The following is a 13,974-nucleotide window of genomic DNA, read 5'->3' on the forward strand; positions in this document are numbered from 1 at the left end:
GAGATTATTTCGGCGAAAACAGAAGGTAGGTTATACCGTTGATACAAGAACAGTTCTTGCATTTTATTTGTTCATTTACTAAGTTTGGCACTTGATATGCACGCTATACTAATCCAAAGCTTATTCTTAAACAAATGAAGCTTCCTGTTATCAAAGAAGAAAATCTAGGTCAACTCATAAAAGAGGGGAACGGATTAGCTTTTGATATGGCTTTTAGACAGTACCGTGAACTCCTCTTTAGGCATGCCTATGGGATATTAAGGGATATGGATGAAACCGAAGATGTGGTACAGGAAGTGTATACCGACCTTTGGGAAAAAAGGGATCTTATACCAGATGGTATCGAGATCTCAGGCTACCTTTACCGCATGACCCGAAATAGGGTACTTAATAAATTGAAGCACGATAAGGTTATTGTCAAATACCTAGAACATGCCATATACCAACAGAAGATTGAAACGCAGTTGTCGGATCAGTGGGTGCTGGAAAAGGAACTGGCAACTATTATAGAAGCGGAAATTAAAAAATTGCCGCAACGTATGCAGGAGATTTTTTTGTTGAGTAGAAAGGAAGGGCTTAGCCATAAAGAAATTGCATCTCTTTTGCAGATAACTGAAGGAACTTCCAAACTTCAAGTATCAAAGGCTTTGAAAATCCTTAAAAATAATGTGTTGATAGCCATAGCTTTATTGGTTTTAGGTTAGTTTTTTTTAAAATTATATATATCCTCCGGTCGTCGAAGTTGTCTTATCTCTAATTAAGCAATTTTATCATTGACCATGGTACCTGAAGAAGTACAGAAATTAATAGACAAGTATAATAATGGAAATATCTCTGAAGAGGAGCTTTCTGTATTATTCCACTGGTACAATCGCCGGGCGCAGGATCCTGTTTCGATAGACGAAACGGATATGCAATTGCGATTGGACCGTATAGGGCAGCATCTGCCTGATACAGGTGCGCAAAAAATCTCTTTCATCAAACCTTGGTATAAGTGGGCAGCAGCGGCAGTACTATTGGCCGGCATAGGTTTATCGGTATTCCGCCTTCAACAGCAGCAGGATCCTGTTGAAGAAGCTTTCGTTGTAAGGGCGGATACAACCGCATCAGCACAGTTCATAACGGCCGATAACAGGTCTATTTCGATTAATACTATCGCTGTGGGAGATACCTTGGCCACCGAAGGACTGTTGCTTTATAAAACAGCGGATGGCTATATCGCCTATGAGTATCGGGAGGGGCAGCAGGATCTGAATAAAATGCATACGGTACGTACACCAATTGGTACGGAAAGTAAAATATTACTGCCAGATGGTACTAGGGTGTGGTTGAATGCGGCTTCTGAACTGACATTTGCCAAACAGCTGGGGGAGACTAATAGGACAGTGTTTCTAAAAGGTGAGGCTTATTTTGAGGTTAATAAACAGCATGTAGATGCGCATCGTCTTGCAACTTTCCAAGTGCATTCTGAAAAGCAGGTGGTCGAGGTGTTGGGTACCAAGTTCCAGATAAAGAGTTATGCTGATGAGGCTGTGGTGAGCACGAGTCTATACGAAGGGTCTGTCAAATTGCAGACATTGGATGCCTCAAACCGCACCGATAAAACGGTACTTCTTAAACCGGGGCAACAGGGATTGTTCAATCGCGATGAAAATGTTTTGGATTTCAAGAATATCAGCGAAGCAGAGCCGCAGACCTGGCGTGATGGCTACTTTAGCTTTCATGGAGAATCGCTGATGGACGTATGTCAGCAGTTGGCAAGATGGTATCCGGTACGCTTCGAGATTCCGGAAGGACTGCCTAAAGGGGAGTACCATGGTGATATACCGAAATCGTACTCTTTGAACGAAGTTCTGAATATCCTGATGCAGGATAAGATGAAGTATCGCTTATATAATAAGGACAATCAAATGGTTGTAAAACTAACACAATAAAAATAAATTAATCTAATCGTATTTTATGAAGCAGTTTACTTTTAGAAAAAACTGGAAATGGAGCCGTGTCCCGGCTGTAAAACAATTTGGGACAGCGCTCTTTTGTCTGTATCTCTTACAGAGCAATCCAGGATTTTCGCATGCGCAGACATTGAATGTTCAGGCCAAGCAGAAAAGTCTGAGCCAGATTTTTGAATCCTTAAAGAAAGATAGCGGTTATCATTTCTTTTGGGAAGGAGGTGATTTTTCGGGAACACGCGTAGATGTATCGGTCAAAGGTGATATCAATGAGGTGCTGGATGCGCTATTTGAAGGCTTGCCTTTAGATTATACTTTGCACAAGAAGACGGTAATCATTAAATCTAACCCGAATAAGACCCGTAAGGCTATTCAGCAGGAGGTTGTAGGGCGTATTATTGATGAAAAAGGAGAGGCTATTGCCGGAGCTATTATTAAATATAGTAGTTCGGGTAAGTATGCTACGGTGGTAACGGATTCTAAAGGCAGTTTTAAATTAACGACAGATAAGTTTCCGGTTCATTTGCAGATTAGCTACCTAGGGTATAAACCACAGGATTATGTTGTTGAGGCGGCTAATCAGCCTGTCTTGGTTCAGCTGCGCCTTGCTGAAACCCTGCTGGAGGATGTGGAGATTATACATACGGGGTACCAGAGCTTATTGAAAGAAAATAGTGCTGGAGCGACCAATACGATAGATAAAGAATATATCGAACGTCGAAATAATGTCAGTTTGGACAATCTCCTGGAAAATGCGGTGCCAGGATTGAATAGTTACAGAACACCTGATGGGAAATCTGATATGCGCGTGCGGGGAGGAAGTTCTTTGCGCAGTGAGGTAGCTCCACTAATGGTTGTAGATGGCTTTCCTTCGGCAATGATGCCTGATGTAAATGAGATCGAGAATATCACGGTATTAAAAGATGCTGCTGCAGCAGCGATTTGGGGAGCGAAGGCATCCAATGGTGTTATTGTGATTACCACGAAAAAGGGGAAATCAGGTACGCAGGTTATTCAATATTCGGGCAACTTGCGTGTGCAGATGCGCCCTGACTATTCGGCATTACAGCGTACTACAGCAGCCCAAGTGATCGATTATGAAAAAGAGCAGTACGACAAAGGATATATCATGGCCCCGATATTTGATGGTTCATCTACAGGATACTCACAGTCCATCGGTATTTTTAATGATTATGATCGTAAAGATATCGATTTGGCCGAGAGAGACAGACGTCTAGGTCTATTAGCAGGAATGGACAACCAGTCTCAGATCAACAATTTGCTATTGCGAAATGCAGTAAATCAAAAGCATTTCCTTTCGGTTTCGGGTGGATCGGATCGATTTGACTACTATAGTGCTGTTAATTTTGGTCATGACGTCGCTGGTACCAGAGAAACACAGAATAAGGACATATTGGTGACGAATCGTATGAATTATAAACTTGCTGATTTTGTAACGCTGCGTAGTAATATCGCAATGCAATATGATTGGGGCAAACAAGGTTACGGCTCACTGACGGAGGAAATTCGAAAATTACAACCTTATCAGATGCTGAAAGACGAAAACGGCGATCTGGTCTATAATTATTTTGGTTTTAATAAGGTAGAAAATGATCGTTTGATCGGCTTGGGCTATTTGGATAATGGGGTAAACCTTTTACGGGAAAATGAACTCGCAAACAATCGTTCTACTGATTTTGGTATAAGGACGATCATTGGTGCGGATTGGAAGCTAATGGACGGTTTGACCTTGTCCAATAATGTGGTGTATGAGCGTAGATCAGGCGGTCAACGTAATTTGTTTGACACTGAAACAAGCTTTACCCGTAAGTTGGTGAATCAATTTACGAGTTACGATAAGGCTAAGAATGCTTACGTAAGGAATATACCATTTGGCGATGTCCTAGATCTACAGAATTCGTCCTATAGAGAGATCGCAACGAGAAATCAATTGAACTATGTAAATACAATTCAAGACAAACACTATATCAACGCTTTGTTTGGATTCGATATTAGTAAAACAATTCGAGAAGGAAATATCCAGCGGTTATTGGGATTCAATGATGATCTCTATAGTTCACAAGATGTAGATGCAAAGGTTCTCGCAACTGGTGTCTTAGATTGGGAAGGAAAAAGACAGATATATAATACCGTATCTAATAATAGGGTGAATTATGCCGAAGGTAGAAAATATTCCTACTATTCAACTTTGGGTTATACCTACGATAGACGATACACGGTAACGGGAAGTTATAGAACGGATTTTTCAGATTTGTTCGGTGCTGAGGCAAAGTTAAAGAAAAGACCATTATGGAGTGTGGGGGGGAAATGGCTAGTGCATAATGAATCCTTCTTTAATGTAGACTTTATTTCGGAGCTGAATCTTCGGGTGACCACAGGGCTTACTGGTAACTTTGACGCTGGTAATACGACCACGACCTATCTTACAGCGACTCGGTTCTTTAATACGATAGCGGATGACTATGTGGCGCGGTTATCGACTCCTCCAAACAAGAAGTTAAGATGGGAAGGAACAAGAACGTTTAATACTGGTTTTGATCTTGGATTGTTACACAATAGGTTTACGCTATCGCTTGACTATTATGATAAATTCAGTTATGACTTATTGGGAAGCCAAGAGTTGGATCCAACGGTGGGATTGACAAATGCATCGATTAATGCGGCTGAGTTGTCTAATAAGGGAGTCGAGTTAGGTTTGTCCGCTGGTATCATCCGGAATAAGGATTTCAGCTGGAATACGCGTTTCAACTTTGCCTATAATAAGAGCAAGGTGCTTTACAATAAAATTACAGATTCTGCCCCGGAAATCAACAGAGTCAATAATACTGTGAAGTATCTCGAAGGGTATGAGCGCGAGTCGCTATGGAGCTATCGCTGGGCTGGCTTGGATGAAAAGGGGAGACCACAGACTTATAATGGAGATGGAGAAAAAGTTCGTGTGCCAGTCTTAGAATCCTTGGAATTGAATGGTACAAGCCGTCCGCGCTACAGTGGGGGCTGGAATAATGATTTTATGTATAAGGGATTCAACCTTTCGATTTTCACCGTATTTAACGCAGGACAGAAGGCACGCATGGAGATGCCTACGATGTATGGATTTGATTGGAATAGTTCGTATAACAATAAGATTGCTAACCGTTGGAGACAACCAGGAGATGAAAATAAAACCGATATCCCTGCGCTCGCTGATATGGCGGATTTGAGTGATAATTATACTCGGTTAGCAACAAAGTCTAGTAATTCGGTCTTTGATGCATCTTTCCTACGTATCCGTGAAATACAATTGGGCTATACGATCAAAGGTGGTGAGCTGTTGCACCGCTTACCGTTTAAGACGATACGAGCGGTAGCACAGATCAATAATGTCTATCTATGGAAAGCCAATAAGTCAGGAATTGATCCTGAAGCAGTCGTTGTAAACAGCCGCAATGAGCCTCAGTTCCTGTTGCCCGAATCAAAAGTGGTCACCTTTGGCTTGAACTTTACCCTTTAATTGAAAATCTGATGAAAAAAATATTTTTTGCACTATTAATAGCAGGCTCTTTGACAGGTTGCCAGGAATACCTGAATGTGCAACCAAAAGGACCATTTATCCCTAAGACGATGCAGGATTATGAAGAGCTGTCTTCAAATCCATCCTATAAAAGTAATAGTAATGCATACCTAGAGCGTCTTTCTGATGGTATCTTTATAGCTGATGCTAATGTAAAGTCAGGGATGAATAGTGCTTCGTCTAAAACATATATCTGGGCCGCAGAATATTATAAAAACACGGAGGCTGACGGGGCATGGAATGGAAATTATAATAATATTTATAATACAAACATTATTCTTCAGGAATTGGACGGTATTCCTGATGGTACTGTGGAGCGTAAGAATATCGTAAAGGGGAATGCACTATGTAATCGTGCTTATGCTTATTTGAATTTAGTGTTGCTGTATGCACCATATTACAATGAGGCTACTGCTGCAAAAGATTTGGCGGTGCCCTTGGTGACTACGCCTGATCTAGAAACAAAATCGAAGCGAGCTACGGTCAAAGAGGTTTACGATTTTATCTTATCTGATCTAACAGAGGCTTTACCTCTGTTGCCAGAGAAAGGAAAGAATGTGTATCGTAATAGTAAGGCAACTGCTCACGGCATTCTAGCCCGTTTGTACCTGAATATAGGTGACTATGACAAGGCCGCTGCCAACGCAGCTGAAGCGCTCAAGTATAATACAAATCTGTTTGATTATAATACGGTCTCGTTTCAGAATCCTTCCCGTCCATTTCTGGGCTGGGCAACTAGAGAGTTGCCTTACCAACACACGGAGATGTTGGGATATTTTACGACGTCGTTCGGTTCTGTTCTAACAAGTACGCACATATCTCCTGATTTGCTTGCAGTTGTGAATGAAAAAGATCTGCGTCTAAAATTTGGATGGAGCCCAAGTGACAGACAGGGAGTTCCTGTTAAAGAGCCTTATCCAATTTATATTAATACGGATTTGAACTATAATATAGCAGTACCCGAAATGATGCTGATTGTTGCCGAGGCAGATGCTCGTGCAAATCGGACAAGCCAGGCATTAGCCCAGTTGAACACCCTCCGCAAGAAGCGATTTGCTCCTGCGGACTATAAAGATTTAACTGCTGTCGATAAAGATGAAGCATTGAAACTGGTGATTAATGAGCGTAGAATAGAACTGTTTGGCAAAGGATTACGCTGGTTTGATATGAAGCGTCTGGATAAAGATCCGATGTTTGCAAAGACCTACACACGAGCTAATACCTACGAGGAGTTCAAATTGGAAAAAGGCTCTCCGAACTTTGTGAGTCAGATTCCAGCGAATGTGATGTTGCTCAACCCGAATATCTTACCTAACCCAAGGTAATACATATCAGAACCATGGAGTGGATATAGTGTAATCTCTCCATGGTTTTTCTCTTTAATACTTACATATATGCAAAAGAACTTAATACACAGCTTGTTTGTCGCTTTTCTTTTTTCCGTTGGCGGAGTATATGCGCAAAGCAATTTCAAGATCAAAGGTGAGGTGGTGACGGATAAACCTTTGACATGGGCCTACTTGTACAAAATGGAAAAAGGGAGGCAGTTATTGGACTCGGTACCGGTGAAGGATAACCAGTTTGAATTTGCCGGATCCATTGATAAAGCCTATTCGGCCAGCATCGCTGTAAAGGGGATACGACGTAGTGTTTCCTTTTATCTAGAACCAGCTTCATTCTACACACGTATCGAAGAGGATTGGAAGAAACCTAGTCCGGTTATCGGAGGCGTACAGAATGCTATTGCTAAAGGATATGAGGCCGAAAACAAACGTATACAGGATACAATGATGGTTTTGGGCGGCAAGTATGAACATGCCGATTCGGAAGGAAAGGTAAAGTTGAGCCTCCTGATGGAGGAGTGGAGCGAACAGCTGGATTCGACACGTTTTCGGTACATCGAGAACTATCCAAATTCCCTCGCTATAATCGATATCAATAAACCGTATTTCGCAGTATTAAATTATGTGAAGCTACAACGGATGAAGTCTCTGTTTGATCCTGCTCTAAATTACTCGTCTGCCTATCAAGAGCTGGATAAGTATTATGAACAGAAAAAATCGGAGTACTTGGTAGGGCAGAATGCGCCTGCCGTAAAGACGAAAACGGTAGATGGAAAATCGTTTGATCTCGCTGGCTTAAAAGGAAAGCTGGTACTACTCGATTTTTGGGCTTCATGGTGTGCGCCATGCCGCGTAGCAAATAGAAAACTCGTACCTACCTATGAAAAATATAAGCAGTACGGATTTGAAATCGTATCGGTATCGATGGATGACAAAGAAAATCTGTCGAAAGAGGCCATCAAGAAAGACGGCATCCCTTGGACGCAGGTTTCCGAACTACAAGGGATTAGAGGAAGTCCGATTGCTGCGGCTTATTCCGTAAGACAGTTGCCTACACTGTTTCTGATTGATGAAAAGGGAAAAGTCGTCCGCCAGAATATGGATCACGAAGAATTGTTAAAGTATTTAGAATCACGATATGGACAGTAAAAAGGTTATTTTGAAGAGTCTAGCAGTAATCTGTGGGCTTTCGTTTGCTCAGGCACAGGAAAAATCGGTAACAATAAGTGGTCGAATAGATGGGGTTGGAAATCAGGAGGTCCGGCTAATGGACCCGATAAAAGGGGAAGTGGCGAAGGTGTCTGCTCTACAGGACAGTTTTTCGTTCGACGCGATAATCAATGTAAGCGACCAACGCTTCTATACGTTGCATGTGCCATCGTTGGGCGATCTAGGACCATCGATGAAGCGCCCAGCAATCTATTTTATCGCCGGACCTGATCCTATCCGTATCAATGCAAAGATAATGGATGGTAGCTTGACCAATGAAAAGATAATAGGTTCGAAGGCTATGGATGATTTTAATGCCGCGCATAAAAGCCTATTGACTAATAAAGCTATCGAAGAGGTGGGAAAGGCTTATAATGACGCATTTCATGCATACAATACGGTATCACAAACGGAGGATAATCTGAAGGTGCTGAAGGAACAGGGACGCAAGCTGGATTCTTGTTATAGGTTGCAACGCGCTGAGATCATACAGCGAATAGCTGCTAACAATAATTCATTGACATGGGCTACGTTCGCATCACAATATGCCGCGCCCCAATCGAACAAAGAAGGATTGACCGAATTCTTATCCCAGTTTGGGGAGCAAGTTAAAAAGGAAAGTTATTATTTGCAGAATTTTCAAACTCATCTGAAGAGGTATAGTCAGACCGAAGTAGGACAGCTAGCACCGGATTTTGAGCTGGCTCAATTGGATGGCAAGACTGTAGCGTTGAAATCTTTTAAAGGTAAATATGTGTTGCTGGATTTTTGGGCTTCTTGGTGTGGCCCTTGTAGAAAGGAAATGCCTCATGTGAAAGCTGCATATAACCAGTTTAAGGATAAGAATTTTGAGGTATTCGCGGTATCTATAGATAGCAGTAAACCTGCATGGGAGAAAGCGATGAAGGAAGATGATATGCCTTTTGTGCATGTGTTAGACAGCAAAGAGGGACAGGGTAGTGCGAAGCTCTTGTATATGGTACAGGCCATACCGACTAACTTTCTAATTGATCCAAATGGAAAGATCGTGGCTAAAAATCTTCGTGGGGAGGAGCTTGCTAAATTTTTGGCTACAACGCTATAAGTAGAAGCAAAGTTAAAGATAAAAGACCTGTACTACCACAGGTCTTTTTTTTGTGCCTATGGCGGGGATGATTTCCTAAAAAGGCGGGAATTCGACTTTTACAATAAGATTATTTTCTGAAAAATAGTGTATGATTTAGATATAAATACATAGGTTTTCCGTTGGGATGAACTTTAGCTTTGAAGTACTAAAGGGATAACCATGGAAAAGAAGAAAATCATTCACCCAGATAGGGATTTAAGTTTTGTGACCGGAGCTTATTCCGACGGTGTGTTAGTTAATAACGTATTATTTGTCTCGGGACAGGCGAGCGTGGATTTTAAACGTTCGCAATTTGTACTGGGCACGATCGAAGAGGAGACGATACGTACCTTGGATAATATTAAAGCGATCATCCAAGCTGCGGGAGGGCAGATGGATGATGTGGTCAAATGTACGGTGCACCTGTCTGATATAGCCCATTTTGATCGTTTTAACGAGGTTTATGGGACATATTTTACGGGCGTGAGACCAGCAAGGACCACTGTGCAATCTGTTCTGGCGGAAGGAATTAAGGTAGAGATCGATTGTATTGTACAGTTAAGCTAATGGAAACAGAAAGACTTGGGAACCGTATCGCTGTAGTGGGGTTGGGGTTGATGGGGAGTAGCATAATTGTCTCCTTTCTGAAAGCGGGCTATGATGTTGTTGCGTTGACTCCATTGCTGGAGGAAATGGAAATCGGCGCGCAGCGTATTGAAGAACAGCTTGAGCTCTGTACTAAAATGGGGTTGCTGCCTCGTGAAAAAGATTCCTATGCAACATCTTATATCGTAACGCATGATTATACGCTCCTGCAAGGCTGTAGACTTGTGGTCGAATGTGTGATCGAGGTAGAGGCTATCAAGAAGGAAGTGTATGCTCGGATAGAACGGGAGGTGGATGCCAATACAATAATAGCGACCAATACCTCTGCAATACCAATAAGCCATCTACAGCAGTATCTGCAACAACCGAACCGCTTCATGGGGATACACTGGGCCGAACCGGCTTATGCTACACGATTTTTAGAAATTACCTGCGGTAAAGAGACGGATGTGGTATTGGCAGAGAAGATAAGAGATGAAGCGGAAAGTTGGGAGAAAGAACCGACGTTGCTGTATAAAGATATTCGCGGATTTATTACGAACAGATTGATGTATGCAGTATATCGCGAAGGTTTTAACCTGATCCATAAAGGACATGTTTCCATGTCTAGTTTGGATCGATGCTTTCAATATGATATCGGTGCCTGGATTACCATTATGGGGATTTTTAGAAGGATGGATTTTATGGGGCTCTCTGAATACGTCAATACCTATAATCATATATTTCCTAAACTAGGAAACCTAAAGAATGTCCCTCAACAGATGAAAGGGATATTGGAAGAAGGTGGCAGAGGAATTCACAATCTTAATGGACTGTACCCGCATACGGAGTCTTCTGCAGATAAACTGGAACAGGAATTTTCTCATTTTAACGAAGAGATATATCGCTTAGCTGATAAGTATAGAAAAAAATTAAACGATCTTAACCTATAAATTAATGCAAAAGAACGTCTATTTAAAATCAAAGGAACTACTGGATAGAGCAAGTAAAGTTCTTGCGTCTGGTGTGTCTTCCGAATTTAGAAAATACAACCATCCACACGCCCTGTTTTATAGCCATGGGAAGGGATCACGTATCTATGATGTAGATGGGAATGAATACATCGATTTTACATTAAGTCAGGGACCGTTAATACTCGGGCACTCGCATCCAGAGCTTCTGGATCAGATAACAAGATATAGTGCGGAAGGGCAATTGTATGCGGGGCAACATATACAGGAACTCGAGCTTGCTGAAACCTTGAATCGTCTTATTCCAGCGGCAGAGTTGATGCGGTTCTGCTTGGATGGATCTGAAGCGGTGCAGACTGCTATTCGGGTGGCTAGGGCAAAGACGGGTAAACAACTTTTTTTACGGTTTGAGGGCCATTATCACGGGTGGTTGGATAACGTAGCCTGGGGACTAGGGCATCCTATAGGTGCTGATCTTGGACAACGAAATGATCCGCAGGTATATCCTTGGAGCGAAGGGCTTTCGGAAGCAAGTAGGAAGGAGTTTCTTGTCATCCCATGGAATGATGAGAAGCTTTTAGAGGAAACGATAGAGCGGTATAAGGATCAGTTAGCTGCTGTGATCACGGAACCTATAATGTGCAATAATGGTTGTATTATGCCAAGAGAGGGTTATCTGGCTAAGATGAGATCTCTTACGGAGCGCTATGGAATTGCCTTTATTCTAGATGAAGTCATTACGGGCTTTCGTATGGGCTTGTCAGGTGCGCAGGGGTATTTTGGTATAGAACCAGATATGGCAATTTTTGCCAAGGCCATGGGATCTGGATATCCCATATCGGCTATTGTAGGTAAGAAATATTGGATGGAGGAAATCGCCGAAGGCCGTGTGATCCACGCCGGAACTATGAATGCATCAAATCCTACTGTGGCAGCTGCGCTAGCGACAATCTGTATACTGGAGCGAGAGACAGGTGTTTATGATCGCATATTTGCATTAGGGTTGAAACTCAAGTCGGGTTTAAAAATGTTAAATGAAAAACACAAGGAGAATATGCTGGTACAGGGGCCTGGCCCTATGCTGAATACTTCTTTCACAACGTTGAACGCAGTGCATGACTTTAGAGATGTTCTGCAGGCTGATAAGGGGAAGCTAAATCTGTTTGTGGCAAAACTTCATGATAAAGGGATACGGGTGATAGGTAGGGGATTGTGGTATATTTCGGCTGCGACGACAATGGAGGACGTTGATACGGCATTGAATGCTGTGGATGAGGTATTGTACGAAATTAAAGACAAGTAAACTATTATTTAAGATGCGCATAGCTCAGAATAGCCCTATTTTGGTAGTGGGACTAGGTCCTGTAGTGCTGGATTTTTATGAACAGCTGATGGCTGATGGTTTCGAGGTAGATGTAATGGCGTATCCGGGGACAATCGACCGAAAATATGACCTGATTTTTGCCTTTACAAAAGACAATCTGGAAGAGAAGGTCAAGTGGATCAGTAGTGTGGAATCTTTGGTTGCTGATGATGGTCTACTCTGTATTAATATTGATGGGATCAGTCTTGATGAAATACAACAATCGTTAAATAGCGAAGTAATTGGTGTCAATTTTTGTTATCCAGTATGTGCTTCGCCATTTATGGAGATAATAACTACAGCCAGAAACAAGCCGCAGGATATCGATGCACTATATGATTGGGCGGTAGGGCGATGGAATAAAGATCCCTATATCGTAAAGAAGGGAATCAGCATTAGAGCCTACATGGTGGCTGCAATGGCTAGAGAAGCTTTCTATCTTGTGGAGCAAGGCTATGCTAGTGTAGAGAGTATAGATCGCGCTTGCCGTAACGATGCTGGATATTATTTGCCTTTTACTGGCAACTACCTTTATATGGATCTCATGGGGACGGTAGCCTATGCCTTGGTTATGAAAGAACTGAATAGTGAGTTATCTAACTCCAGCACCGTACCTGACTGGTTTTCTGACAAAATCGAAAAGGGACAGGGCGGAATGAAAGATGGTTTGGGACTATATGCCTATAACGAGGGGGATGATGTCAAATGGAATGCAATAGTTCGAGAGTATTCCAAGGAGATTAATGAATTGATAACAAAATATAAGAAGGAGTATGCAGAGGGATAATCACAATCAGCGTTTTATCGTAGATGCACATTTGGATTTAGCAATGAACGCGATCGAATGGAATCGCGATCTGACTCAACCTATAGATACGATAAGGCAGAGGGAGTTGTTTAAGACGGATAAACCGGATCGGGGAAATGGTACGGTATGTCTGCCGGAGTTACGCAAAGGAAATATAGGGTTGGTGGTAGCGACTCAATTGTCCAGGGTCGCTCCTGTAGGATCTCGACTGCCAGGATGGAACTCTCCACAACAGGCCTGGGCCATGACACAGGCGCAATTGTGTTGGTATAAGGAAATGGAAAAGCTGGGAGAGATGAAAATGATTGGAAGTAAAGCAGAACTGGAAAGTCATTTGAACAGTTGGAACGATGGGAGTTCAAATGAAGGTAAAGCGATAGGTTATATATTAAGTTTGGAAGGTGCTGATTCTTTGGTTGATATAGATTATTTGCATGAAGCACATGCCTATGGCTTACGCGCCATAGGGCTCTCCCATTTTGGACCAGGGAGATACGCCCCGGGTACAAAGATGACGGGAAGATTGGAACCTGAAGCACATGTCTTATTAAAGGAAATGGGAGGGCTAAATATGATCCTCGATGTAACACATCTCACGGACGAAGGTTTCGATGAAGTAATAGATAGCTACGAGGGACCAATCTGGGCCTCACACCATAATGTTAGAAATATTGTGCCCAATCAGCGTCAGCTGGCGGATGAACAGATAAAAAAACTAATTGCTCGCGGGACCGTGATAGGGGGGATGCTGGACTGTTGGGCGATGGATGTACGGTTCATAGATACGGTATCGGATCCTTGGCAGTTGGATATTAAACTGGAGGCGCTCGTAGATCATTGGGATCATATCTGTCAGCTGGCGGGAAATGCGAAAAACATTGGTATCGGTTCTGATTTAGATGGTATATTTGGGACAGAGCAGTCACCATGGGACCTAAATAGTATTGCCGACCTACAGAAATTTGATGCTATTTTGAAGAATAGGGGATATTCAGATGAAGATATAGATGGTATCTTTAACGGTAACTGGCTGTCTTTTTTACGAAATAACTTAAGTTAAAAGC

Annotated in this window: 11 protein-coding genes; all 11 read left to right on the forward strand. The window is 42.3% G+C overall.

The features are described 5' to 3' along the window. The first annotated feature begins 134 nt into the window (after nucleotides 1–134). Nucleotides 135–704, forward strand: a complete 570-nt coding sequence (locus B5X76_RS17895) for an RNA polymerase sigma factor (RefSeq protein WP_079645276.1) — start codon at nucleotides 135–137, stop codon at nucleotides 702–704. Between the two features lie 75 nt (nucleotides 705–779). After that, entirely contained in the window at nucleotides 780–1,934 is a 1,155-nt protein-coding gene (locus B5X76_RS17900) for a FecR family protein (protein WP_079645277.1), read from the forward strand. A gap of 25 nt (nucleotides 1,935–1,959) precedes the next feature. Continuing rightward, complete coding sequence (locus B5X76_RS17905) at nucleotides 1,960–5,466, forward strand: SusC/RagA family TonB-linked outer membrane protein (protein ID WP_079645279.1); 3,507 nt, start codon at nucleotides 1,960–1,962, stop codon at nucleotides 5,464–5,466. An 11-nt stretch (nucleotides 5,467–5,477) separates the two neighbouring features. After that, entirely contained in the window at nucleotides 5,478–6,851 is a 1,374-nt protein-coding gene (locus B5X76_RS17910) for a RagB/SusD family nutrient uptake outer membrane protein (RefSeq protein WP_079645281.1), read from the forward strand. Between the two features lie 69 nt (nucleotides 6,852–6,920). Beyond that, nucleotides 6,921–8,018 (forward strand): TlpA disulfide reductase family protein, encoded by a 1,098-nt coding sequence (locus B5X76_RS17915; RefSeq protein ID WP_079645283.1) that lies wholly within the window; start codon nucleotides 6,921–6,923, stop codon nucleotides 8,016–8,018. After that, nucleotides 8,008–9,162: a TlpA family protein disulfide reductase gene (locus B5X76_RS17920; RefSeq protein ID WP_079645284.1), complete on the forward strand. Its 1,155-nt coding sequence runs from the start codon at nucleotides 8,008–8,010 to the stop codon at nucleotides 9,160–9,162. The genes B5X76_RS17915 and B5X76_RS17920 overlap by 11 nt, the downstream gene beginning before the upstream one ends. Before the next feature lie 201 nt (nucleotides 9,163–9,363). After that, on the forward strand, nucleotides 9,364–9,750 hold the full coding sequence (locus B5X76_RS17925; protein ID WP_079645285.1) for a RidA family protein: 387 nt from the start codon (nucleotides 9,364–9,366) through the stop codon (nucleotides 9,748–9,750). Beyond that, complete coding sequence (locus B5X76_RS17930; protein WP_079645286.1) at nucleotides 9,750–10,721, forward strand: 3-hydroxyacyl-CoA dehydrogenase family protein; 972 nt, start codon at nucleotides 9,750–9,752, stop codon at nucleotides 10,719–10,721. Before B5X76_RS17925 ends, B5X76_RS17930 begins: the two co-directional genes overlap by 1 nt. Before the next feature lie 4 nt (nucleotides 10,722–10,725). Next, on the forward strand, nucleotides 10,726–12,042 hold the full coding sequence (locus B5X76_RS17935; protein ID WP_079645288.1) for an aspartate aminotransferase family protein: 1,317 nt from the start codon (nucleotides 10,726–10,728) through the stop codon (nucleotides 12,040–12,042). A gap of 13 nt (nucleotides 12,043–12,055) precedes the next feature. Next, nucleotides 12,056–12,889, forward strand: coding sequence for a 3-hydroxyacyl-CoA dehydrogenase family protein (locus tag B5X76_RS17940; RefSeq protein ID WP_176141124.1), 834 nt, complete (start codon nucleotides 12,056–12,058; stop codon nucleotides 12,887–12,889). Further along, nucleotides 12,876–13,970: a dipeptidase gene (locus B5X76_RS17945; RefSeq protein WP_079645291.1), complete on the forward strand. Its 1,095-nt coding sequence runs from the start codon at nucleotides 12,876–12,878 to the stop codon at nucleotides 13,968–13,970. Before B5X76_RS17940 ends, B5X76_RS17945 begins: the two co-directional genes overlap by 14 nt. Nucleotides 13,971–13,974: the final 4 nt, after the last annotated feature.

This window comes from Sphingobacterium nematocida, from assembly GCF_900168125.1.
Lineage (GTDB): Bacteria > Bacteroidota > Bacteroidia > Sphingobacteriales > Sphingobacteriaceae > Sphingobacterium > Sphingobacterium nematocida.

What these genes read in the sequence shown, in the direction of transcription:
- B5X76_RS17895 (WP_079645276.1), top strand. Translation starts at nt 135, where the DNA reads ATGAAGCTTCCTGTTATCAAAGAAGAAAATCTAGGTCAACTCATAAAA.
- B5X76_RS17900 (WP_079645277.1), top strand. Translation starts at nt 780, where the DNA reads ATGGTACCTGAAGAAGTACAGAAATTAATAGACAAGTATAATAATGGA.
- B5X76_RS17905 (WP_079645279.1), top strand. Translation starts at nt 1,960, where the DNA reads ATGAAGCAGTTTACTTTTAGAAAAAACTGGAAATGGAGCCGTGTCCCG.
- B5X76_RS17910 (WP_079645281.1), top strand. Translation starts at nt 5,478, where the DNA reads ATGAAAAAAATATTTTTTGCACTATTAATAGCAGGCTCTTTGACAGGT.
- B5X76_RS17915 (WP_079645283.1), top strand. Translation starts at nt 6,921, where the DNA reads ATGCAAAAGAACTTAATACACAGCTTGTTTGTCGCTTTTCTTTTTTCC.
- B5X76_RS17920 (WP_079645284.1), top strand. Translation starts at nt 8,008, where the DNA reads ATGGACAGTAAAAAGGTTATTTTGAAGAGTCTAGCAGTAATCTGTGGG.
- B5X76_RS17925 (WP_079645285.1), top strand. Translation starts at nt 9,364, where the DNA reads ATGGAAAAGAAGAAAATCATTCACCCAGATAGGGATTTAAGTTTTGTG.
- B5X76_RS17930 (WP_079645286.1), top strand. Translation starts at nt 9,750, where the DNA reads ATGGAAACAGAAAGACTTGGGAACCGTATCGCTGTAGTGGGGTTGGGG.
- B5X76_RS17935 (WP_079645288.1), top strand. Translation starts at nt 10,726, where the DNA reads ATGCAAAAGAACGTCTATTTAAAATCAAAGGAACTACTGGATAGAGCA.
- B5X76_RS17940 (WP_176141124.1), top strand. Translation starts at nt 12,056, where the DNA reads ATGCGCATAGCTCAGAATAGCCCTATTTTGGTAGTGGGACTAGGTCCT.
- B5X76_RS17945 (WP_079645291.1), top strand. Translation starts at nt 12,876, where the DNA reads ATGCAGAGGGATAATCACAATCAGCGTTTTATCGTAGATGCACATTTG.